Consider the following 22,541-nt stretch of genomic DNA (forward strand, 5'->3'; position numbering starts at 1 on the left):
TCGAATTATTATGAGTAACGAAGCCTCTATGCACGCTGATACAGGTGTGACTGTTCCGGTTGAAGTGCATCATCATGACGAACATGTGCATCACCATCATCATGAAAGCTTTATTACTAAGTACGTATTTAGCCAGGATCATAAGATGATTGCCAAGCAGTTTCTTATTACCGGCATGATTTGGGCTGTAATAGGCGGTTTGATGTCTGTATTATTCAGGCTTCAGCTTGGTTACCCGGAAGAAAAATTTATGTGGCTGCAGGATTTAATGGGAAAGTGGTGGTTTGAGGATGGCCACTTAACTGCACAGGCTTATTACGCATTGGTAACAACCCATGGTACTGTATTAATATTTTTTGTGCTAACGGCAGGGTTAAGCGGTACTTTCGCCAACTTGCTTATTCCCTTGCAGGTGGGTGCGAGAGATATGGCTTCTCCTTTATTGAATATGCTGAGCTACTGGTTTTTCTTTTTAGCCAGCGTGATTATGTTTTCAAGCATATTTGTATCCACAGGACCTTTCAGCGGTGGATGGACGGCCTACCCGCCTCTCAGCGCTTTGCACGATGCCTCTCCTGGTTCACAGCATGGTATGGATCTCTGGCTGATAGCCATGGCGGTGTTTGTTGTTTCCTCTCTGTTGGGTGGCCTTAATTATATTGTAACTATATTGAACATGCGTACCAAAGGTATGAGCATGACGCGGCTTCCGCTTACAATATGGGGTTTGTTCTTTACGGCCATATTAGGTGTACTTTCATTCCCGGTTCTTTTGTCAGGCTTCATCCTGCTCATCTTCGACCGTAATTTTGGAACAAGTTTTTATCTTTCAGATATTTTTGTAGCTACCACCAATACAGCACTGCCAAACGAAGGTGGTAATGCTATACTTTTCCAGCACCTATTCTGGTTCCTGGGACATCCTGAAGTATATATTATTGCCTTGCCGGCAATGGGTATAGTTTCTGAAATAATTTCAACCAATTCAAGAAAACCTATATTCGGTTATATGGCTATGGTGGCATCTTTCTTTGCTATTGCCACGCTCTCTTTCCTTGTGTGGGCGCACCACATGTTTGTAACCGGATTGAACCCATTCCTTGGCTCCATATTCGTGTTGCTTACCTTGCTTATTGCAGTACCTTCTGCCATTAAGGTGTTTAACTGGCTTACCACATTATGGCGGGGTAATATCCGGTTTACGCCGGCTATGCTCTTTGCCATTGGTTTTGTAAGCATGTTTATTTCAGGAGGTTTAACTGGTATCTGGCTTGGTAATTCAGCCCTTGATATCCACCTCCACGATACTTATTTTGTAATTGCACACTTCCATCTTGTAATGGGCGTTGCATCTATGTTTGGTATGTTTGCCGGCATTTATCATTGGTTCCCTAAAATGTATGGCCGGTATCTCAATAACACGCTCGGTTATATTCATTTCTGGATTACAATGATTGGCGCCTACCTCATATTCTGGCCTATGCACTATGAGGGGCTTGCAGGTATGCCGCGCCGTTATTTTGATTATTCCATGTGGGTTAGCTTTAATCAGTTTGAAGGACTGAACCGGGTAATTAGTATTGTGGCTATTATTGTTTTTGCTGTGCAGATTTTATTCCTGTTTAATTTCTTCTATTCTATTTTTAAGGGAAGAAGGGTAACAACGCAAAATCCGTGGGAATCAAATACACTTGAATGGACTACGCCAATACATCCCGGCCATGGCAACTGGGTTGGTGAAATACCTGAAGTGCATCGCTGGCCATACGATTACGGTAAAGACGGCCGTAATTTTATTCCGCAGAATGTGCCTGTGGGAGAAAATGAGGATTCGCATTAATATTTTCAAACCATTATATTATGTCCCGAAAATTCTTCGGGACATTTTTTTTAACTGACATTTGCCGAGTGAAAATAAATAATACAGAATCCTCGTATAACCTGGTTTTAAAGGTGAAAGATTATTTTCAACTGATGAAGTTTACCCTAAGCTTTACGGTTGTTTTTACCTGTGTTTTATGTTATCTTATTGCACCCAATATAATTGAATACAATTGGCTATATATTACCCTTTTGTTTGTGGCGGGATTAATGGTAACCGGCAGCGCCAACGCTATTAACCAGGCAGTAGAAAAAGATACAGATGCTTTAATGAGGCGCACAGCAAAGAGGCCTGTTGCAGCCGGCCGCATGAGTATAAATGCAGCATATATCTTTGCCGCCGTTTCCGGTATTACAGGTATTTTACTGATGTACATTTTCTTTAACCCTGCCTCGGCCTTGCTTTCCGCTTTTAGTATTTTTCTGTATGCTTTTATATACACACCCCTTAAAAAACGCAGCTCTGTTGCTGTACTTGTAGGCGCTTTTCCGGGGGCACTGCCCTGCCTTATCGGCTGGGTTGCTGCAACGGGAATTATCAGTCCGTTCAAAACATTTGAAGTAAACGGTATAAGTTATTCCAACGCGGCCGGATGGATTTTGTTTGCCATACAGTTTTTATGGCAGTTTCCACATTTCTGGGCCATAGCCTGGCTTGCCTTCACCGATTATGCAAAAGCAGGGTTTAAACTGCTACCCTCAAATGAAGGCCCCACAAGGTTTACTGCTTTGCAAAGCGTTTTATATGCAATTGCTATGGTGCCGGTGGGAATGCTCCCTTATTATCTTCATATAACCGGTTATGTAAGTTTATGGATTGTGCTGGCTGCCAATATTTTTCTTTTAATTCAATGCATAAGGTTACTGGTAGAATTAAATGCAACAGCCGCAAGGCGTGTTATGTTCAGTAGTTATATTTATTTACCTATCGTATTCCTTTCATTGCTGGCCGATAAGGTTTAAGTGATGTTTAGATATCAGGCAATAAAGCAATCATTTATAAGCTGAAGTATCAATCCTGTTGCCCATGGTGCCCTGCATACGCTGCCAGAAGTTTTCACTTTGGGTAATGGGTACAAAGTCTTTGTTATACGCTTTGCTATAATCAATGGCAGGATCAATCATCTGCGGCTCCATGGCTTTCAGCGTATCAAAAATAATAGGTATAATTTCAACCTCCGGGCTTACCTTTTTTTGCACAAAACTGCTTAGCATTTTGGCCTGAAAGGGATCTGTTGCAAGCCCTATTTTCTTAAACCCTAATTTCTTTGCCTTACGGTAGCCATAATAAATATTTTCAGTGCTGTGTTTGGCCAGCGTTTCGGTGTAAATATTCTTTTTGTTTATACCGATAGCTTCCGCATACAACGCCATAATCCTGGCTTCATAATAAGGTGTGTAAACAGAAGACCCGGAATACATAACGTTTCTGGCAACGCCATTATCAAGCAGATATTTTGACCAGTAAACCCGCGCTTTCATAATATCGCCCCATTTGCCAACGGCTGAATCAAATGGAATACCCGGTACAATAATGATGTCGCATACAAGCTGTTCTGAAGAATCAAGCATCCTTTTGGATGTTTTTGAAGAATAGGAACAGCCGCACAATACAAGAAAGATCAATATAAAACTTACTGTTTTGCCTCTGAATAAATACATGAAATAAATTTTATGTGCCGGCCCATGTTGCATTTTGCGCAATGTACCTGGCCACCGGAATCGTTTTTATTATATAGAATTGCAACATGTATTCCAAAAACCCGGAATTGTTCAGCATTCACCATGAACATAAATTTAATGCCCTGTTTCCATTTACACAGGGTTTACGATTAATAGTTCGACTTCACGAATAATATAAAGCAATCAGTTTATGAGCCTTCTGTTTCTACAGTGAGGCTTTTTTTATTTATTATTGCCGTTTAATTGCCTGGTTAATTTTAAGCTTGTTATATGAAAAAATTGTTCCCCGCTTTTGCTAAATGTTTTTTTGTGTTTACCGGATGCCTTCTCTTCTTTAGCCCAAAGTTATTGGCGCAGCCAAGTATTCGCGATGTGGTGGGTGCTTCCATATTCAAACTTGTTTGGGCAGATGAATTTAACCAGCCTGTTATTGATACCACTGCCTGGAATTTTGAAACAGGCGGCCAGGGCTGGGGTAATCATGAGCAGGAATATTACCAGCGTGATAATGCCTCAATTGAAGATGGCAATCTTGTAATAACTGCAAGGAAACAACAAGCAGGTTCCAATAAATACACCTCGTCGCGCATGACAACCGAAGGCAAAAAAGAATTTTTATACGGGAGAATAGAAGCCCGTATAAAAATGCCGGTGGGCCAGGGTTTCTGGCCTGCCTTCTGGATGCTCGGCGCAAATATTAAAACGGTTGACTGGCCGGCCAGCGGCGAAATTGACATTATGGAACACATCAATACCGATAGTCTTATTTACGGCACGTTGCATTGGGATGATAACGGCCATGTTTTTAAAGGCGATACGCTTTTGTCAACGCCTGCCCAATATCATGTGTATAGTATAGAGTGGGATGCTTCATCTATAAAATGGTATGTTGATAATACAGAATATTATAAAGCTGATATTACAGACGGGGCTAAATCCGAATTTCATAAACCCTTTTTTATACTTCTGAATTTTGCCGTTGGCGGCGACTGGCCCGGGCAAAAAGTGGATGAAAGCTTATTGCCCGCAAAAATGTATGTAGATTATGTGCGGGTTTACCAACAACAATAACATCCTGTGAAAAGTTGCAGTATTAGGATTTATTCTTTCAACTTTGCAGTATGCAAAAAACCGGTGTTGGTATAAGGGTATTGAATTTTTTAGTGGATACTGTTCTCATCTTTGGAATTACTTACGGAGTTAGCGCCTGGTGGGATTTTCATGTTATGTACTGGAATTATCCACCCATGCAGTTCTATACCATGTTTTTTATCATCCTGTTTATTTACTATACCATTTTTGAATCCATATTTAAACGTTCACCTGGTAAATGGCTAAGTAAAAGCAAGGTGGCAAATAGCAATGGCGGGAGGCCTGCGTTTTGGCAAATTCTTGTAAGAAGCCTTGTGCGCCTTACTATTATCGATTGCTTTTTTATTCCTTTTTTTGACGGCCCTTTACACGATTATCTAAGCAAAACAACTGTAATTGAAACCTGATCATTGCAGTACTTTTTGTACTTGAGGTGCCAGCAATGCGGCCCACCTGGCATATTCTTTCCCCGAAGGATGTAATCCATCCAAAGCAATAAGCGTATTGTCTTTTTCAGCTTCACGGGTAAGCGGGGTAATATCTGTATAGCTGATATTATAAGATGAAGTAACAGCTTTATTAATCATATTAAATGTCTCAATTTCTTTGCTTATTTGTGCTGTATCCATTTTCCCTGCAAAAGGTGTAACGCTGTAATCAGGAATGGAAAGCACAAAAACATGTTCTTTTTTGTTGCCTGCCAATTCAATAGCTTTTTCAAGGCATGCAATAAAACGAATGCGGTAGCCCGCAGTATCCATCTGTTGATATTGATCGTTTACACCAATCAGTAAACTTACCACATCAAAAGGGTTTTGCGGGTTTTCCTGCGCAATGCCATCCAGCAGGTTTTGCGTTGTCCAGCCCGTTATAGCAATATATTCCGGTTTTCTAAAAGGAATATTTTTCTTTTTCAGTAAGGTGATTGTTTGAGCAGGAAAGCGCTCCTCTTCGTTCACCGATTCCCCAATTGTATAAGAATCGCCCAACGCAAGCCAGAAAAAATTTTCTGCAGTTGATGAATCGCTCATGGCAGTATCATTATTATGCGTTGAAAAAATGGTGCTGCCGGAATTTGCAGGTACCGTGCAGCTAATAATTAAACCAAATAAAATTGTTTGTAAAACAACTAACAGTTGTTTTCTTTTTATGTGCATGCAATATCATAATTGAACATGAAAGAATGTGTTACAATAAGTTTTTAAAAATAATCAAAAGGCTATTTTTGCGAAAATCAAAAAATAAGAAAGATGCCTGAAAAAATTAAGGTTGCCAACCCCGTAGTAGAGTTGGATGGCGATGAAATGACACGCATTATATGGAAATTCATAAAAGACAAACTGATTCTTCCTTATATTGATGTTGACATTAAATATTATGATCTTGGTGTTGAACACCGCGATGCCACCGACGACCAGGTTACGGTTGATGCCGCTAATGCCATTAAACAATATGGTGTTGGTATTAAATGTGCTACCATCACACCCGATGAGGCCCGCGTAAAAGAGTTTAACTTAAAACAAATGTGGAAAAGCCCTAACGGTACAATCCGTAATATTTTGGACGGCACTGTTTTTCGTGAACCCATTGTTTGTAAAAATGTTCCGCGCCTCGTGCCTAACTGGACGGCGCCTATTTGTATTGGCCGTCACGCGTTTGGTGATCAATATCGTGCAACAGACTTTCTTACCAAAGGCAAAGGCAAACTTACCATTAAGTTTGAAGGCGAAGATGGCAATGTAATTGAACACGAAGTATATAATTTCAAAGGCGATGGTGTTGCTTTGGCCATGTATAATACAGATGAAAGTATCCGCGGTTTTGCCCGCGCCTGCTTTAACCAGGCTATTATGAAAAAATGGCCTTTATACCTTTCTACAAAAAATACCATTCTTAAAAAATATGATGGCCGCTTTAAAGACATTTTCCAGGAAGTTTATGAGAATGAATTTAAGGCTAAGATGGATGAACTGGGCATTACTTACGAACATCGTTTGATTGATGACATGGTGGCCAGTGCATTAAAATGGCATGGTGAATTTGTTTGGGCTTGCAAAAACTATGATGGCGATGTGCAGAGCGATACGGTGGCACAGGGCTTTGGCAGCCTGGGTTTGATGACTTCAACTTTGGTTACACCCGATGGCAAAACTATGGAAGCAGAAGCTGCACATGGCACGGTTACACGCCACTACCGCGAGCACCAGAAAGGCAGGCCAACATCTACCAATCCTATTGCATCCATCTTTGCGTGGACACGTGGCTTGGAGTTTCGCGGCAAGCTGGATAATAACCAGGAATTGATTGATTTTTGCCATGCATTGGAGCAGGTTTGTATTGAAACCGTTGAGAGCGGTAAAATGACAAAGGACCTTGCTATTACCATTAAGCCAAAAGTGGAGCATGGCACAGATTATTTATACACCGAAGAATTTTTAGAAGCGCTTGACCAGAACCTGAAAAAGAAGCTGGGCAAGTAATTAAAGACGTATTACTAACAACAAGCCTTCTTTGTTACGAAGAAGGCTTTGTTTTTTAAAAAGCAAATATGAACTGGATTATTTTAATTATTGCCGGATTATTTGAAACCAGTTTTGCGTTTTGTTTGGGAAAAGCAAAACAGGCCACCGGTATTGAAGTTTACTGGTGGTATGGCGGTTTTCTGATTGCGTTAATCATCAGCATGGTATTACTGATTAAGGCAACGCAAACCTTACCAATTGGAACGGCCTATGCTGTGTGGACAGGCATCGGCGCTGTGGGAACAGCTTTGCTTGGTATTTTGGTATTTAAAGAGCCCGCCGATTTCTGGCGTTTATTTTTTATTATAACGCTTATTATTTCTGTTGCCGGGTTAAAGTTTGTATCGCATTAGTGTTTGAATGACTTACGCATTCACAATAATTACACAGATTGATTAAGCATATTCAGCAAGCTGTTTTTATCTATCATGCCCGGATGCCGCCAAACAACGTTTCCATTCTTAAAAATCATAAAAGTGGGAACGGCACTTACATTATATTGAGATGCAATCTGCCGTTGCTTATCAATGTCAACTTTTACCACACGCACTTTACCTTCAACTGATTTGGCAACGTCTTTTATCACCGGTTCCATAGCCTTGCATGGGCCGCACCAGGTAGCAAAAAAATCAACCAATACCGGTTGTTGTGATTGAATTAACTGCGCAAATGATTCCATAAAATTGTTTTTATTGTTATGATGCTAAAGGCCTTAAATCCGGAAAGCCCTTTAGATTTATATCAATAATTGTGCATTTTATATTGCGACTGTCATAAAGTGCAGCCCGCTGTAAACTTTAGTATGTAAAGCCATCTTCATTTCTTATTTTGCCATAAACTTTTTGCTATGAAAATCCCGGCATTACTAATTCTTGTTTTAATGTTTGCAGCGCCGCATGATACGGGTGAAGATATAGTTGCCAGAATGCATGCAAAATATGCCGGCAAGTGGATGAAAAGTTTCACCTTCACTCAAACAACGGAAAGTTATCGCAACGATAGTTTAATTAAAACGTCCACCTGGTATGAACATATCATTTATCCTGATAAATTCCGCATAGACTTCGGCAATAAAGACAGTGGCAATGCTGCCATCTTTACAAAAGATTCTGTATACAGGTTTAAAAATGCAGCGCTGGTTCGCACTTACGGCAACGATGATAATCTCACTTTCTTATTGGGCGGTATGTTTTTCTACCCGCTTGATTCCGTAAAAATAATGCTGGGCCGCAGCGGTTATGACCTCAGTAAATCTTATGAAACGAAATTAAACGGCAGTGATGTTTATGTAATTGGCGCCGGCTCAAATAATGAAAAGTCAAACCAGCTTTGGATTGACAAACAAAAATTGATTGTAGTAAAATTTATCAGCTATAAAAATGGCGAAAAAGAAGAAGGTATTTTTTATAATCACAGGCAATTTGAAAATGGCTGGAGCGAAACAGCCTGCGATTTTTATGTGAATGATAAACTTGTTCAAAAAGAAAAATACTATGATTGTAAAGCCAATGAAGCAATCGATATTGGAATGTTCGATCCGCATAAGTTTATATTAATTCAATGAGAAGGAAACGCGGTCAGGCGTTTTAAACGGCAGGCCGGTATTGCGTTCTTCGGCTAGCCGGAAGCCACTAAATAAAAACTGCTTCTATTCATCAAGATCAAAATCCTTCACCTGCTGTTTCAAATTTTTAATCCATTTTTTCCATATTCTAAAAGATAAAAGAATCAACTGGCACACAATCACCGAACTAAATACCAGCAGCAGCCCTTTCTCTTTTGTAAAAGTGATTACTGATGTGAAAAAAATAATTATTGCAAGGCTATATAGGAAAGTGATAATTATTGAAGTAATGGAGAGTTGCTTTACTCTCATTAAATAATTCTGAATTGACAGTTTCAGGTTCGCTCCCCTGATGGGTCTTATTAGGGCAATATAACCGATAACATCATTGAAAAGGTACAATAACAAACCAATTGCCAATGATAGATTTGCATAAAAAGGCTTTTTATCACCGTCAAACCAATCGTAATAAATAAATAAAAAGAATACCAGCATAATCGTCTCAATCACCAGTTTTGTTCTTATTTTTTTTATAGACGGATGGTTGATCATCTTAGTCATTCGTTGTAAATCTCCTTCGCTTTTTAATTCTCCGCCAGCATTTTGCCAGCCTGATTTTAGATTACTTAGTTCCATAATTTTCATTTTAATATTTGTTTCAGTTTATGTTTAATCCTGTTTAATCGCACACCTATGTTACTTTCACTCAAACCAGTTATTGCAGCAATTTCAGCGTAATTGAAGTCTTCCAGGTAAAGAGAAATGACGGCTTTTTCTGAATCGTTTAATCTTCGCAATGCCTGGAATAACCGCTCTTCATTTTGCGAAATGTTTTTTTCGTCAGCGAGATGAAGGTGCTCGGGAAATTCCTCGTAATAATCAACAGCTATTTTTGATTTTCGGTAAACAGCGATCGCCGTATTCAAAGCAATCCTGTACATCCATGAACTTACTTTGGATTCACCTCTGAAGTCCGGATAAGATTTCCAAAGTTGATAAACTATTTCCTGGAATAAGTCTTCCTGGTCTTCTTTATTATCTCTATATAACCTGCAAATTTTATAGATGATATTTTGATAGTCGTGGATTAGTGCTACAAATTCCTTTTCCATACTATCATTCTTTTAGTCATTAAATATTTCTTTATAATGTTTTAAAATACATTGTATAATGCATAAGTTGCTTAATTAGTGTAAAATCTTACAGATTTATAAAATATTTTTAATAGCCGAATGCTTATTGAATTGCAGGATGGCAATTGATATAACGGGCAACATTAATTTGTTTTGACAACAGTATGGCCTACACTTTTTAAGTTTGCATTCAAACTTGTACATTCATTGCCATGGCAAAAAATGCAATCATAAAAACACCAATAGAAAAGCTCGGTTATAACTTTATAAAGCCGCAGTTTTTACCCGAAGGGAAAGATGAATATTATTTGCGCAATCTTCAAAACCGCAGCGGAATTAACTATCGTAATCTTACGGCTTATGAAATTGAAGCGCTTGTTAAGAACCGCAATGCCAGCGACGACTGGAATAAGATTTTAGTGAGCGATGCTTTCAACCCTGAACTGGTAAAGAACTGCAAGTTTTTTGGCCTTGTGCGTATTGGTAAACTCGAGCCATATTTTCTTGAGTTCAAGGATATGAAATATGCAGTTGGATTGTACAACTCAAATATTATAAGCTCCGATCTTGGCGATAATGTCTCGGTTGAAAATGTAAATTACCTGTCGCATTATATCCTTGGCAACGAAGTTATCATTGCCAACACAAATGAAGTAGCAACCACCAATCACGCAAAGTTTGGCAATGGTATTGTAAAAGAAGGTGAGCCGGAAAACATTCGTATATGGATGGAAATATGCAATGAAAACGGCGGCAGGAGCGTAATACCTTTTACGGGTATGCTGCCCGGCGATGCTTATTTATGGAGTAAATACAGGGATGATGAAGCATTGTTGCAGCGGTTTAAAGAAATAACGGAGAAGGAATTTAAAAAAGAGCGTGGTTATCATGGAAAGATCGGTGACCGCACAGTTATTAAGAATTCCGCTATTATCAAAGATTGCTGGATTGGTACCGATGCTTATATCAAAGGCGCTAATAAACTGAAGAACCTCACCATTCATTCATCAGAAGAAGCACCAACTCAAATTGGTGAAGGTTGCGAACTGGTAAATGGCATCATCAGCAAAGGCTGCCGGATATTTTATGGCGTGAAGGCGGTACGCTTTGTTATGGCATCGCATTCCCAATTGAAATATGGTGCAAGGCTTATCAACTCCTATCTCGGTAACAATGCCACAATTTCCTGTTGTGAAGTGCTGAACTCCTTAATATTTCCTGCGCATGAACAACATCATAACAACTCTTTTTTATGCGCCGCTTTGGTGATGGGGCAAAGCAATATTCCCGCTGGTGCAACTATTGGTTCCAATCATAATTCAAGAGCAGCAGATGGTGAAATCGTTGCAGGGCGCGGGTTTTGGCCTGGCTTGTGCGTAAGCCTTAAACATAATTCAAGGTTTGCGAGTTTTACCATGCTGGTTAAAGGCGACTATTTGTATGAACTGGATATTCGCCTGCCTTTTTCATTAACCAGTTTAAATTATAAAAATGATACGCTTGAAGTAATGCCGGCTTATTGGTTTATGTACAACATGTACGCACTGGCACGCAATGAATGGAAATATAAAGACCGCGATAGCCGTACTGAAAAATTCCAGTTGCTGGAATATGAATACCTGGCGCCAGACAGCGTGAATGAAATGTTTACATCATTGCAATTACTTGAACTGTTTACAGGGAAAGCATGGCATGCAAAAAACAATAAAAATGATATTGATGATGATGAATGCATACAAAAAGGCAAACAACTATTGCAACAGGATGCTGCAGTTATTAATGAGCTGGAAATTGTGGCAACCGGTTTTGAAAATTCAAAACGCAAAACGGTTATAAGAAAAGCACAGGCCGCATATAATGCTTACAAAGAAATGATTTTGAACTATGGCCTGACACATTTAATTAAGTATATCGAAACAAATGATATAACGAATGCGCCAAAGCTGTTAGCGGCTTTTAGTGAAGAAGGCCGGAATGCAAAATGGTTAAACATCGGCGGGCAATTAATGCGTGAAAAAGATGTGGAAGCGTTGAAGACGCAAATCAAAAATCAAACAATTAATAGCTGGGACGATCTGCATGAAGCGTATTATAATGAAGGCAAAGTTTATCCATTCAAAAAAACGCAGCATGCATTGGCTTCCCTGCTTGAAATTGAAAATATGCAGCCCGGAAATATTTCCAATAAAAGCATTATTGAATGGCTTGATAAAGCAGTAATGATTAATGAAAGCATCACGGAGCGCATTATTCAATCGAGAAAAAAGGATTATACAAACCCGTTTCGCAAAATGGTATATAATTCAGATGCGGAAATGAATAATGTAACGGGTAGCTTTAGCGGCAATAGTTTTATAAAACAGAAGCAGGAAGAACTGGAAAGCTTTTGGCAGCTTGTTCAAAAATTAAAAATGAAGTTTGAGTTTTAAGGCGGGCAGCGTATTTCTTTATTACTTTCAGTTACAAATTTTCCCTCATGAATTATAGGATTCTTTTAGAACAGGTACAAAATCATGTTGAACAATTATTTAAAACGCCTGATGCGTCCAATCTTTTATATCACAACTTAACACATACGCAAAAGGTTGTTGAGGCTGCTACGCAAATTGCCAATCATTATGCATTGAATGATCATGATTTTTTTATCGTGGCTACGGCTGCATGGTCCCATGATATTGGTTATTTGCATGCAACAGCCGGGCACGAAGAAATTGGCGCTGATGAAGCCGCCGCTTTATTAACAAGGCTTGATGTAAGTGATAGTATAATTGAAAAAATTAGGCATTGCATATTGGCTACAAAATTGCCGCAGCATCCAACAAACTTGCTGGAGGAAATAATTTGCGATGCCGATTTATTCCATTTTGGAACAGATGACTTTTCAGACAATAACAAGCGCATGCGTAAAGAGGCCAATTTTCTTTACCGTAAAGATTTTACAAAAGAAGAATGGCGGAATAAAACAATAGAGCTGCTTAAAGCACATCATTATTTTACAGAATATTGCCGCAGCATTCTGAATGCAAAAAAGCAGGAAAACATGGAGCAGTTGTTGAACCAGCAATATAAAGCAGCCCCGAAAAGCAACAATGAAGAACAGGCTAAGCCTGATGTAACAGCCATTACAGAAAACAATAAATCAAAGAATGAAAAACGGCCCGACCGCGGGATAGAAACGATGTTTCGTGTTGCATCCAGTAATCATCAAAAGCTAAGCGATATGGCTGACAATAAATCGCATATTCTTATTACCGTTAATTCAATTATTATATCGGTGATAGTGAGTTTGCTGCTGCGTAAACTTGATGAGAACAATAATCTTATTATTCCTGCTATTATATTATTGCTGGTAAGTCTTGTAACAATTGTTTTGTCTATTCTTGCAACAAGACCTAATATATCAAACGGAACATTTACACAACAAGAATTAAGTAATAAAACAACCAATCTTTTATTTTTTGGCAATTTTTTTAAAATGAGTCTGGATAGTTATAAAGAAGGCATGCTGCAAATGATGGGCGACCGAGATTTTTTATATGGTTCACTAATAAAAGATATATACGCGCAGGGAGTGGTACTGGGGAGAAAATATAAACTGCTGCGTGCTGCCTATAATATTTTTATGTTTGGGCTTATTATTTCTGTTGTGGCATTTATTATAGCCGCGGTAATCGATAATTAGGTGCACACCAATATCATAAATCCTCTTATTTATTAATGATCGAATCGAAATTTTTTAGCAGGGATATAAGCTGGCTTTCATTTAACGAACGTGTTTTGAAGGAAGCGCTGAATAAGCAATTGCGCTTAGGCGAACGTTTAAAATTTCTGTCAATATTTTCTTCTAACCTGGATGAATTTTATCGTGTACGTATGCCTGTTCTGATGGCAAAAAAAATATATGCATTAAATAAAAAAACCACCAGGCCTGAGTTGCAGGATGCGGCCTCGGAATTTGATGAAGCGAGAAATATTATACAACGCCAGCAGGAATATTATGGCGATATTCTCGTGAATAAATTAATTCCGTTGCTGGTTGAACAAAATATAACCTGGCTGTATGAAAAACCTATTCCTGAATGGTTAGATGATGCATTGCACCATTATTTTTTTTCAACGGTTGCAGCTTTTTTGCAGGTGAATAATCTCTCGCTGAAATCAAATTTCTTCCCTCAGAATAATAAACTTTACCTCCTGGTTTCTTTTGCTGGCCAGCATGAAGATGCAGCCATTGTAAACATTCCTTCAGATGAACTGCCCAGGTTTTTTTCTATTGAAAAAGATAAGGAGCAGTATATTGTTTTTATTGATGACATTGTAAAACAAAACCTTCAATACCTTTTTCCGGAAAAGAAAATTAAACATTGTTTCAGTTTCAAAATTACACGGGATGCAGATTTGTACCTTGAAGATGAATTGCCTGAAACACTTGCGGAAAAGATTGAGAAGCAGGTGGCAAAAAGGGATTTTGGGAAAGCGACAAGATTATTATGCGAAAGAGAAATTCCCTTGCGGATATTACAGCTTTTATGTAACCAGTTTAAAATTTCTATCTCCAATACCATTGAAGGCGGCCGCTATCATAACCTGAAAGATATTATGGGCTTGCCTTTGCCAAAAAATTTGTTCGATGCAAAGCAACCTTCAAGTAACCTGCAGTTAATTGATAAAACCCTGCATGCGCTTATTCTTGAAAAGGACATTATGCTGCATACGCCTTATGATAATTATGATACGGTATTGCGCTTTTTTAATGAAGCCGCAATTGATGAGCAAACAGAAGAAATTTATATCACGTTATATCGCATTGCGATCAATTCAAGAATTGCGCATGCATTAATAACCGCTGCAAAGAATGGCAAAAAGGTTTTTGTATTTGATGAATTGAAGGCAAGGTTTGATGAAGAAAATAATCTGCGTTGGGCAAAAAAAATGAAAGTTGCCGGCATAAAAGTTATTTACAGCATTCCCAGGCTTAAAGTACATGCTAAGGTTGCGTTAATAAAGAAGAAAGATGCAAAACACGTGGCCTTATTAGCTACGGGCAATATGAATGAAACCACTGCAAAAATTTATACCGACCACCAGTTGTTCACAGCATACAAACCCATAATACAGGAACTGGAAATGCTTTTTTATTTCCTGGATAAGCGAAAAGAGCCTGGCATAAATGATATCTTGTCATTTGAACATTTGCTGGTAGCGCAATTTAATTTGCAGGAAAAATTTCTGGCATTGATACAGCAGGAAATAGATAATGCAAGAAATGGAATGCCTGCTTTTGTCTGCATCAAGCTCAACAATATTGAAGAACAAACTTTAATCAACAAGTTATATGAAGCCTCTGGAGCAGGTGTAAAAATCAATTTAATTGTTCGCAGTATTTGCTGTTTAATTCCGGGCGTTAAGGGAATGAGCGAAAACATTACTGTTAAAAGAATCGTTGGTAAATATCTTGAACATGGCCGTGTATTTATATTTTATAATAATGGTGATGCAAAAGTTTTTGCGGGTTCTGCAGATTGGATGAACCGGAATATCCATACACGTATTGAAGTTTGTTTTCCTGTGTATGATGAAGCCATTAAACAGGAACTAATCGACATAATAAATATAGAGTGGAGCGACAATATGCAGGCTGTTTATATAAATGAGTACTTAAACAATGTGCCTGTTGCAGGAAATGAAAAAGAGAAACCTGTAAATTCTCAACAAGCTATTTATGATTATTTAAAAGAAAAAACCGGCGTATGAAAGGATTGTGCAACTATGTATTGTTTTCATTAAGCGTATTACTGGCCTGCGGGCAGCAGGTGCAAACAAATAATGAACAAGGCTTATTTGCAGGCCATTATGAAATGAATAAACCTCAAAAGATTTTTAATATGCCGAAAGAATTGAATGAAATTTCAGGCATAGTATTTCATCCAAAAGAAATGAATACCATATATGCTGAGCAGGATGAAGAGGGAAAAGTATTTGCATATAATTTGAATGATGGCAGCATAAGAAAAACAAAGTTTGCCGGTAAAGGTGATTATGAAGATATACAGTTACTCAATAATTATATTGTTATGCTGCGTAGTGACGGAGCTTTATACATATTTCCTTTTAACGATATGAATGCAGAAGAAACTGTTAACGCAAAAGAATTCAGGCACATTTTACCCGGTGGTGAATATGAAGGTTTATATGCCGATAACCGTGCTTTAAAGCTGTATGTGCTTTGTAAAAGTTGTGAAGGAAAACAAGACAATGCAACAACTGTTTATATACTGTCAATGGATGCTACTGGCAATGTGAAATTAGAAAGTAACGCAACCATCAATGTTAAATCCGTTGCTGAAAAAGCCGGGCTTAAGAAACTGAACTTTCGCCCATCTGCATTCACAAAAACAGAGGATGGTAACGAATGGTTTATTCTTTCATCGGTTAATAAACTTATGGTTTGCACATCGGCTGATTTTACTGTGAAAGAAACATACAAGCTCGGGGCATCGCTTTATAACCAGCCGGAAGGCATTGCGCTGGATGCAGCGAATAACCTGTATATATCAAATGAAAAAGGGAGCAGTCGATCAGCAACAATCTTAAAAATACCCTACCGTAAGTAGTGGTAAAAACAGGCAAGCTATGATGAAATTTTTACTATCATTTTTTTTCATCGCAACAGTTGCAACAGCCTGTTCACAGGATAGTATTATGCACAGAATGATCTTTATTGGTGATGCAGGTGAAGTTGACAACCAGCAGAACAATGTTATCGGCAGCGCTGCACAAAAAGTATTGCCACATAAAACAACGGTTGTGTATGTTGGCGATAATGTTTATCCCACGGGCATGGGCTTGCAAGGCAGTAAAGAGGAACAACAAACCAAAAATATTTTGCGGGCGCAATATCTGCCTATGCGCAGCAATGAAGCTGCCGTTTATTTTTTGCCCGGCAATCATGATTGGGACAGGATGGGTAAAAATGGCCTTGCCAAAATGAAAGCGCAATGGGGTTTTATAGATCAGCAGAATGATAGTTTATTAAAAGTTGTGCCACAGGATGGCTGTCCCGGCCCTTATGAAATCGGCATCAATGATCATCTTGTTATCATTGCCTTTGACAGCGAATGGTGGTTATTCAAATACGATAAAACAGATGCAGAAGCAGATTGCGATTGCAATACCAATGATGAAGTAATTGCAAAACTTGATGAGCTTTTTTATAAGAACCGTTATAAAACTATCCTGCTTGCAGATCATCACCCATTTAAAAGTTATGGCCATCATGGCGGATATTATAGCTGGAAAGACCATATCTTTCCATTAACTGCTGCTAATAAAAGTTTGTATATACCTATGCCGGTTGTTGGTTCATTATATCCATTGCTGCGTACATTATTTGCAAGCCCTGAAGATGTACTTCATCCCTGGTATAAGGATATGATCCGCCGCGTGAATAACGTGTTTGATACATTTCCAAACCTGGTGCATATTGCCGGCCATGAGCATGGCATGCAGTTTATTAAAGAAGGCAATAACATACAGGTAGTAAGCGGCGCAGGCGCTAAAGAAGCTTTTGTAAAGCAAGGCAAATATTCAATGTATGCAGAAAAAGCGCCTGGATATGTTGTTGCCGACCAGTTATTGGATTATAGTGTAAGGTTTAGTTATTATGTTGCCGAAACTGATAGCAGCTTTAAAAATGTTTTCAATTATACGTTTAATTATACACCAGTAAAACAACTGGAAGAAACAGCTATTAATAATATTCCGCAAGATAGTATTACAGTGGCTGCACATGCTTCCTACGATGCTGTCAGTGGTTTTCACCGCTGGTTATTTGGTAATAATTATCGAAAGGAATGGGCAGCGCCAACAACGTTGCCAGTCATAAAAATATCAGGTGAAAAAGGCGGCCTAACGCCAACACAACGTGGCGGCGGCCATCAGTCGTATTCATTAAGGCTGGAAGATAAAAATGGCAAAGAATATGTGTTGCGCAGCGTGAATAAATACCCGGAGGTCTTACTGCCACAGGCTTTGCGGCAAACCTTTGCCGGAGAATGGATCAATGATGCCATGAGCGCCCAGCATCCTTATGCTGCGCTGATAGTGCCACCATTAGCCAATGCAGCCAATGTGCCGCATACCAACCCCGAAATTGGCTGGGTAGCACCTGATAAAAAATTAGGTATGTATGCCAACACCTTTGCCAATACGGTTAACCTGCTGGAAGAACGCGAACCGGAAGGAAAGTCAGACAAAACAGAAAAAATGATGCGCAAGCTTATTGATGATAACGATAATGATTTTGACACGGCACTTTTTTTACGGGCAAGGTTATTAGATGTTTTGATAAACGACTGGGACCGCCATAATGATCAGTGGCGCTTTGCTTATAACAAAAACAACAATGGTGGTAAAACTTATTTCGCTGTGCCAAGAGACCGAGACCAGGTTTTTTATGTGAATGAAGGTTTGCTGCCGGGCGTTTCTTCCCTGCCCTGGTTTTTGTGGTTTATGCAGGATTATAAAAAATTGCGCAGCATTAATGATTTTATGTGGGAAAGCAGGGATTTAAACAGCCGTTTTTTAAACCAGTTAAATCATGAACAATGGATGGATATTGTAAACAACTTTGTTGCTGCAGAAAACGACAGTGTATTAAATACAGCTTTAAAAAGATTGCCTGCAAGCGCTTACAATATCCGTTACAGCACTTTATTAAAAAACCTGCAAAACAGGAGGGCGGTGTTGCCAAAAGCTTTTGATAAGTATTATTCCTTCCTTAATAAAATTGTGGATATACAAACATCAGACAAGAATGAACTGGTTGAAATAAAAGATACTTTAAACGATAATGTGCTTGTTAACATTCATAAGCTTTCAAAAGAAAGAAATGTGAAGCAGCAATTATATTATAAAGCATTTGATCCATCCATCACCAAAGAAATAAGATTGTATGTGAATGATGGAAATGACAGCGTTGTTTTTAATACTGCCAATAAAAAAATATTGATACGAGTGATTGGCAGGGGCGATAATAAAACATATAATGTGGAACAGGTAAATAAACAGCCTATTGTTTATAACTACACCAATAACGTAAGCATTTCCGGTGATGCAGGTAAATTGCGCACGCATTTTTCAAACGATTCTGCCAATACAGCTTATGTGCCTGTTGATTTGTATAACCGTTGGCAGCCACTACTTGTTGCCGGGTATAATATTGACGACGGCATTATACTTGGCGGCGGTTTAAAATACACGCATAAAGGTTTTAGGAAAACACCGTGGGCCAGCGTGCAGCAATTGGGTGTGGGGCATTCTTTTTCAACAAGAGCGTTCAGGATTGTTTATAGCGGCGAATGGAAAGATGCGGTTGGTAAAGCTGACCTGTTATTAAATGGTGTGGCTAAAGCGCCCGACAATACACAGAATTTTTTTGGCGCAGGCAATGAAACCGAATTTGATAAGACCGGGAATTATAAAAAATATTACAGGGCTCGTTTCGATTTATATACTGCAAACGCGGCCTTGCGTTGGGGTGATAAAACAAGTATTACAATTGGCCCCTCATTTCAATATTATCGCTATGATATAGACGAAAACAAGGGCCGGTTTATTGATCATACTTCGCAGTTAAATACTGATGACAGTGCTGTTATAGCCTATGATAAATTTCATCTTGGTGCAGTTATAAATTTTATAAGTGATTCAAGGGATAATAAAATGCTGCCCACTTTTGGCGCATATATAAATGTCCGCATGCAATCGTATGCGGGATTGAATGATTATTCCAATGCATTCACGCAAATAATTCCGCAGGTGGCGGTTTATAAAAGCATTACCAACAGCGGTTCTGTTGTGCTGGCAAACCGGCTTGGTGGCGGCGTTACATTTGGTAAACCCGCTTTTTATCAGTTGCTTTTTTTGGATGGAAAAGATAATTTATCCGGTTACAGGCAATATCGTTTTGCAGGGCAGCAAATGTTATATAACAATACTGAAATGCGCGTTAAGGTTGCTGATATTGCAAGTTATGTTTTGCCGGGGCAGTTTGGTTTGCTTGGCTTTTTTGATGTTGGCCGGGTATGGGTTAATAATGAAAACAGCGCTAAATGGCATAACGGTTTTGGCGGCGGAATATATTTTGCCCCGGCTCAATTGTTTTTGTTGCGTGCAACATTGGCTTATTCTGAAGAAGGCTGGTATCCATACATTTCATTTGGTTTCAGGTTTTGAACATGAATAAGACATCTTGTCGTTTTTTTAATAAAAAGCAAAATTTGCATAGTATTTATTATGAATACTACTCATTTAGAATAGCAGACCATGAAGCACCAGGTAGTTCATATTTTTCCTTCAGATGATTTTTTGAATAATGATAATACGCGTATTTCCTTTAAAAAATTTGTTGAATTTCTTAATAAAAAAGCAAAGGAAGACGATTCGCTCAAATCCAAATTTTTCAAGTTTGTACTTAAGCATTTTAAACGTTATCCCGAACTGCTTGAGCAGGTAAGCATTTACGATTTAAAGCACTATTCCAATCTTTTTAATTTATTGGAAGGCGTTGTGCTGCCACACCTGGCGAATGAAAAAGACTTTGCACTGGCGCTGGGCGTTCCTTTTAATCCCATATTCTTTTTGGAAACAGAAGCGTTCAACCATCTTCTTCATAACAAATCTTTTGATGTTAAGATGGAATTCGCCGAAGAGCGGAAAGAGCTGATCCAATTCAGGCAGCTAAAGAAAAAATATGAACTGATATTAGAACGGTTGTACGATTTTCAGCCGCTGGTACAGGAAGAAATGGTGCATGCGAGAACAGACACTGAAACACATCTTACCAGGTATTTTAATTTAAGCATTGATAACCGTTTTGTTGAAATTGAATATACCGGGGAATTACCTGAAATTAATATCAGCCAGGTACAGCAGCAGTTATCTGATATAGATTCTCTCAAAGAACTTGAAAAGATACTGCCGCTTTCTATGTTTTCTTTCTCTGGTTTTTCAATAATTACTACAAAAGATATTACCGCAAGGCATGCCTTGCATAAAATGCGCAGCGCCATTATTAAACATGATCCCGATAATTATAACACAACCTATGGAAATATAATTGAACTGCTAATGCAATTGTGTGGAAGGCCGCATATTACATTTGGCTTATTGCCCTTTTTAAAATTAAATGACCGGCTGGTTTCATATTATGGCAATTATGCGCATAGTATTTTAATCAATATTTCTAAAAAGTTGAATATTCCTGAATCAACTTTTGTTGAATGGATAAACAAATATTACGAACATCCGAAAACACTAATTAAAAAAGAGTGCGATTTTGAAAATAAGCATGGCGATGGTGTGTATAGAGCCTTCAGGCAAATGGGTTATGCAGGTTATATAATTATTCCTGTTTTTTACAATAATGAAGTGGCCGGTGTATTAGAGATAGGTTCAAAACATGCAGAGATGATAGATGATAATCTTGTTTCGAGAATTGATGCTGCCATTCCGATTCTTGGCCAGTTAATGCACCAGACACATACAGATTTTGCTGCTAATATCATCAATGTTATCAGGCAGAATTTTACAGCCATTCAATCATCGGTGTTATGGAAGTTTAATGAGGTCGCCTGGAATTATATCAAGAATGCCAACGCAGATTCATTGCGGAATATGGAGGAGATACGTTTCGACCATTTGCACCCGCTGTATGGCGCCATTGACATTCGCAATTCAACCATCGAAAGAAACAATGCACTGCATAAAGACATGCGTTATTATTTTAAGATGGTAAAAAGTTTTTTAAAACAATTGCATATACAGGATGAAGGTGCTGTTAATATGTTTACGAATGAAGCCAATAGTTTTTTGGAATTGCCGGAATCATCTTTTACAGGCAATGAAGAAACATTAATGGATAATTTTATGGAAAAGCTTAACACCTGGCTGAATAAAATAGAGGAGGATGAAATACATAATAAAAACCTTATCAATAACTATTACAGGGATATTGATATAAAACACGGAAAAGCTTATAAAAACAGGCGGATACTTGAAAATTCAATGCAGTGCATCAACTTTATTATTTCAGATCATTTTTCCAGGATGCAGGAGGAGTTGCAAAAAAAATATCCAATCTATTTTGAGAAGATAAGAACGGATGGTATTGAATATGATATGTACCTCGGCCAATCCATTTCACCTCAAAAACCTTATCAAAAAACCTTCCTGAATGAACTAAGATTTCTGCAACTTGAGAATATGGCAGCGGTTGCAAAACTGGTGCATGCGTCTGCGAAATCCTTGCCTGTTCCTTTGCAAACAACGCAGCTTATTTATGTAAATGCATCTTCAATAGCCATTACGTTCAGGATGGATGAAAAAAGGTTTGATGTGGAAGGCGGGTATAATATTCGTTATCATATTATAAAAAAGCGCATTGATAAAGTGCTTGTAAAACAAACCGGCGAAAGGCTTACGCAGCCTGGAAAGCTGGCTATCATTTATACACAGCCGCAGCATGAAAAGGAATACATGGAATATATAAAGGAGTTACAGAAAAGAAATGTTTTAAAACCAGCGATTGAATTACTGGAGTTGGAGCAACTGCAGGGCGTAAAAGGTTTAAAGGCAATACGCGCTGCAGTAAACCTTGGCGCATAG

General features: G+C 38.5%; 18 protein-coding genes. 13 read left to right on the forward strand and 5 right to left on the reverse strand.

Features of this window, described 5'->3' with window-relative positions; all coding sequences use genetic code 11:
- Positions 1-10 precede the first annotated feature (10 nt).
- Together ACTHN6_RS13730 and cyoE are read left to right on the forward strand one after the other, a co-directional pair.
- Positions 11-1,840, forward strand: coding sequence for a cytochrome c oxidase subunit I (locus tag ACTHN6_RS13730; protein WP_440436341.1), 1,830 nt, complete (start codon positions 11-13; stop codon positions 1,838-1,840).
- A 68-nt stretch (positions 1,841-1,908) separates the two neighbouring features.
- Positions 1,909-2,844: a heme o synthase gene (cyoE, locus tag ACTHN6_RS13735; RefSeq protein ID WP_440436342.1), complete on the forward strand. Its 936-nt coding sequence runs from the start codon at positions 1,909-1,911 to the stop codon at positions 2,842-2,844.
- 30 nt (positions 2,845-2,874) lie between these two features.
- Here cyoE and ACTHN6_RS13740 read toward each other — a convergent pair whose 3' ends face one another.
- Positions 2,875-3,543: an ElyC/SanA/YdcF family protein gene (locus ACTHN6_RS13740; RefSeq protein ID WP_440436343.1), complete on the reverse strand. Its 669-nt coding sequence runs from the start codon at positions 3,541-3,543 to the stop codon at positions 2,875-2,877.
- Positions 3,544-3,834: 291 nt separating this feature from the next.
- On the opposite strand from ACTHN6_RS13740, the gene ACTHN6_RS13745 reads away from it, so the two are divergent.
- Together ACTHN6_RS13745 and ACTHN6_RS13750 are read left to right on the forward strand one after the other, a co-directional pair.
- Positions 3,835-4,635 (forward strand): glycoside hydrolase family 16 protein, encoded by an 801-nt coding sequence (locus ACTHN6_RS13745; RefSeq protein WP_440436344.1) that lies wholly within the window; start codon positions 3,835-3,837, stop codon positions 4,633-4,635.
- A 50-nt stretch (positions 4,636-4,685) separates the two neighbouring features.
- Positions 4,686-5,063 (forward strand): RDD family protein, encoded by a 378-nt coding sequence (locus ACTHN6_RS13750; protein WP_440436345.1) that lies wholly within the window; start codon positions 4,686-4,688, stop codon positions 5,061-5,063.
- Here the strand turns inward: ACTHN6_RS13750 and ACTHN6_RS13755 are convergent, their stop codons facing one another.
- The gene (locus ACTHN6_RS13755; protein WP_440436346.1) at positions 5,064-5,813 is read right to left on the reverse strand and encodes an SGNH/GDSL hydrolase family protein; all 750 of its coding nucleotides are present in this window, start codon (positions 5,811-5,813) and stop codon (positions 5,064-5,066) included.
- A gap of 93 nt (positions 5,814-5,906) precedes the next feature.
- On the opposite strand from ACTHN6_RS13755, the gene ACTHN6_RS13760 reads away from it, so the two are divergent.
- Together ACTHN6_RS13760 and ACTHN6_RS13765 are read left to right on the forward strand one after the other, a co-directional pair.
- Positions 5,907-7,136: an NADP-dependent isocitrate dehydrogenase gene (locus ACTHN6_RS13760; protein WP_440436347.1), complete on the forward strand. Its 1,230-nt coding sequence runs from the start codon at positions 5,907-5,909 to the stop codon at positions 7,134-7,136.
- Between the two features lie 68 nt (positions 7,137-7,204).
- On the forward strand, positions 7,205-7,531 hold the full coding sequence (locus tag ACTHN6_RS13765; RefSeq protein WP_440436348.1) for a DMT family transporter: 327 nt from the start codon (positions 7,205-7,207) through the stop codon (positions 7,529-7,531).
- Positions 7,532-7,560: 29 nt separating this feature from the next.
- Here the strand turns inward: ACTHN6_RS13765 and trxA are convergent, their stop codons facing one another.
- Positions 7,561-7,857, reverse strand: a complete 297-nt coding sequence (trxA, locus tag ACTHN6_RS13770; protein ID WP_440436349.1) for a thioredoxin — start codon at positions 7,855-7,857, stop codon at positions 7,561-7,563.
- A 168-nt stretch (positions 7,858-8,025) separates the two neighbouring features.
- Between trxA and ACTHN6_RS13775 the strand changes: the two genes are divergently transcribed.
- Positions 8,026-8,742: a LolA family protein gene (locus ACTHN6_RS13775; RefSeq protein ID WP_440436350.1), complete on the forward strand. Its 717-nt coding sequence runs from the start codon at positions 8,026-8,028 to the stop codon at positions 8,740-8,742.
- An 84-nt stretch (positions 8,743-8,826) separates the two neighbouring features.
- Here ACTHN6_RS13775 and ACTHN6_RS13780 read toward each other — a convergent pair whose 3' ends face one another.
- Positions 8,827-9,387 carry a hypothetical protein gene (locus ACTHN6_RS13780; protein WP_440436351.1) on the reverse strand — a complete coding sequence of 187 codons (561 nt, stop codon included), beginning with the start codon at positions 9,385-9,387 and terminating at the stop codon, positions 8,827-8,829.
- Positions 9,384-9,854: an RNA polymerase sigma factor gene (locus ACTHN6_RS13785; RefSeq protein WP_440436352.1), complete on the reverse strand. Its 471-nt coding sequence runs from the start codon at positions 9,852-9,854 to the stop codon at positions 9,384-9,386. The genes ACTHN6_RS13780 and ACTHN6_RS13785 overlap by 4 nt, the downstream gene beginning before the upstream one ends.
- A gap of 233 nt (positions 9,855-10,087) precedes the next feature.
- Here ACTHN6_RS13785 and ACTHN6_RS13790 point away from each other — a divergent pair, with 233 nt between their 5' ends.
- The 6 genes from ACTHN6_RS13790 (at position 10,088) to ACTHN6_RS13815 (ending at position 22,541) form a co-directional block, all read left to right on the forward strand.
- Positions 10,088-12,304 carry a DUF4954 family protein gene (locus ACTHN6_RS13790; RefSeq protein ID WP_440436353.1) on the forward strand — a complete coding sequence of 739 codons (2,217 nt, stop codon included), beginning with the start codon at positions 10,088-10,090 and terminating at the stop codon, positions 12,302-12,304.
- A gap of 47 nt (positions 12,305-12,351) precedes the next feature.
- A complete protein-coding gene (locus ACTHN6_RS13795; protein ID WP_440436354.1) occupies positions 12,352-13,557 on the forward strand; it encodes a Pycsar system effector family protein in 1,206 nt (401 codons plus the stop codon).
- A gap of 35 nt (positions 13,558-13,592) precedes the next feature.
- Complete coding sequence (ppk1, locus tag ACTHN6_RS13800) at positions 13,593-15,629, forward strand: polyphosphate kinase 1 (protein ID WP_440436355.1); 2,037 nt, start codon at positions 13,593-13,595, stop codon at positions 15,627-15,629.
- Entirely contained in the window at positions 15,626-16,489 is an 864-nt protein-coding gene (locus tag ACTHN6_RS13805; RefSeq protein WP_440436356.1) for an SdiA-regulated domain-containing protein, read from the forward strand. Before ppk1 ends, ACTHN6_RS13805 begins: the two co-directional genes overlap by 4 nt.
- A 19-nt stretch (positions 16,490-16,508) precedes the next feature.
- Positions 16,509-20,111 carry a BamA/TamA family outer membrane protein gene (locus ACTHN6_RS13810; RefSeq protein ID WP_440436357.1) on the forward strand — a complete coding sequence of 1,201 codons (3,603 nt, stop codon included), beginning with the start codon at positions 16,509-16,511 and terminating at the stop codon, positions 20,109-20,111.
- 90 nt (positions 20,112-20,201) lie between these two features.
- Entirely contained in the window at positions 20,202-22,541 is a 2,340-nt protein-coding gene (locus tag ACTHN6_RS13815) for a hypothetical protein (protein WP_440436358.1), read from the forward strand.

Source organism: Parafilimonas sp., assembly GCF_051953455.1.
In the GTDB taxonomy this organism is placed as follows: domain Bacteria; phylum Bacteroidota; class Bacteroidia; order Chitinophagales; family Chitinophagaceae; genus Parafilimonas.

Excerpts from the sequence above, each read along its gene's own strand:
- ppk1 (WP_440436355.1), top strand. The coding sequence starts at position 13,593 with ATGATCGAATCGAAATTTTTTAGCAGGGATATAAGCTGGCTTTCATTT.
- ACTHN6_RS13780 (WP_440436351.1), bottom strand. The coding sequence starts at position 9,387 with ATGAAAATTATGGAACTAAGTAATCTAAAATCAGGCTGGCAAAATGCT.
- ACTHN6_RS13745 (WP_440436344.1), top strand. The coding sequence starts at position 3,835 with ATGAAAAAATTGTTCCCCGCTTTTGCTAAATGTTTTTTTGTGTTTACC.
- ACTHN6_RS13750 (WP_440436345.1), top strand. The coding sequence starts at position 4,686 with ATGCAAAAAACCGGTGTTGGTATAAGGGTATTGAATTTTTTAGTGGAT.
- ACTHN6_RS13810 (WP_440436357.1), top strand. The coding sequence starts at position 16,509 with ATGATGAAATTTTTACTATCATTTTTTTTCATCGCAACAGTTGCAACA.
- ACTHN6_RS13760 (WP_440436347.1), top strand. The coding sequence starts at position 5,907 with ATGCCTGAAAAAATTAAGGTTGCCAACCCCGTAGTAGAGTTGGATGGC.
- ACTHN6_RS13795 (WP_440436354.1), top strand. The coding sequence starts at position 12,352 with ATGAATTATAGGATTCTTTTAGAACAGGTACAAAATCATGTTGAACAA.
- ACTHN6_RS13740 (WP_440436343.1), bottom strand. The coding sequence starts at position 3,543 with ATGTATTTATTCAGAGGCAAAACAGTAAGTTTTATATTGATCTTTCTT.
- ACTHN6_RS13790 (WP_440436353.1), top strand. The coding sequence starts at position 10,088 with ATGGCAAAAAATGCAATCATAAAAACACCAATAGAAAAGCTCGGTTAT.
- ACTHN6_RS13805 (WP_440436356.1), top strand. The coding sequence starts at position 15,626 with ATGAAAGGATTGTGCAACTATGTATTGTTTTCATTAAGCGTATTACTG.
- ACTHN6_RS13755 (WP_440436346.1), bottom strand. The coding sequence starts at position 5,813 with ATGCACATAAAAAGAAAACAACTGTTAGTTGTTTTACAAACAATTTTA.
- ACTHN6_RS13765 (WP_440436348.1), top strand. The coding sequence starts at position 7,205 with ATGAACTGGATTATTTTAATTATTGCCGGATTATTTGAAACCAGTTTT.
- ACTHN6_RS13815 (WP_440436358.1), top strand. The coding sequence starts at position 20,202 with ATGAAGCACCAGGTAGTTCATATTTTTCCTTCAGATGATTTTTTGAAT.
- ACTHN6_RS13785 (WP_440436352.1), bottom strand. The coding sequence starts at position 9,854 with ATGGAAAAGGAATTTGTAGCACTAATCCACGACTATCAAAATATCATC.
- trxA (WP_440436349.1), bottom strand. The coding sequence starts at position 7,857 with ATGGAATCATTTGCGCAGTTAATTCAATCACAACAACCGGTATTGGTT.
- ACTHN6_RS13730 (WP_440436341.1), top strand. The coding sequence starts at position 11 with ATGAGTAACGAAGCCTCTATGCACGCTGATACAGGTGTGACTGTTCCG.
- ACTHN6_RS13775 (WP_440436350.1), top strand. The coding sequence starts at position 8,026 with ATGAAAATCCCGGCATTACTAATTCTTGTTTTAATGTTTGCAGCGCCG.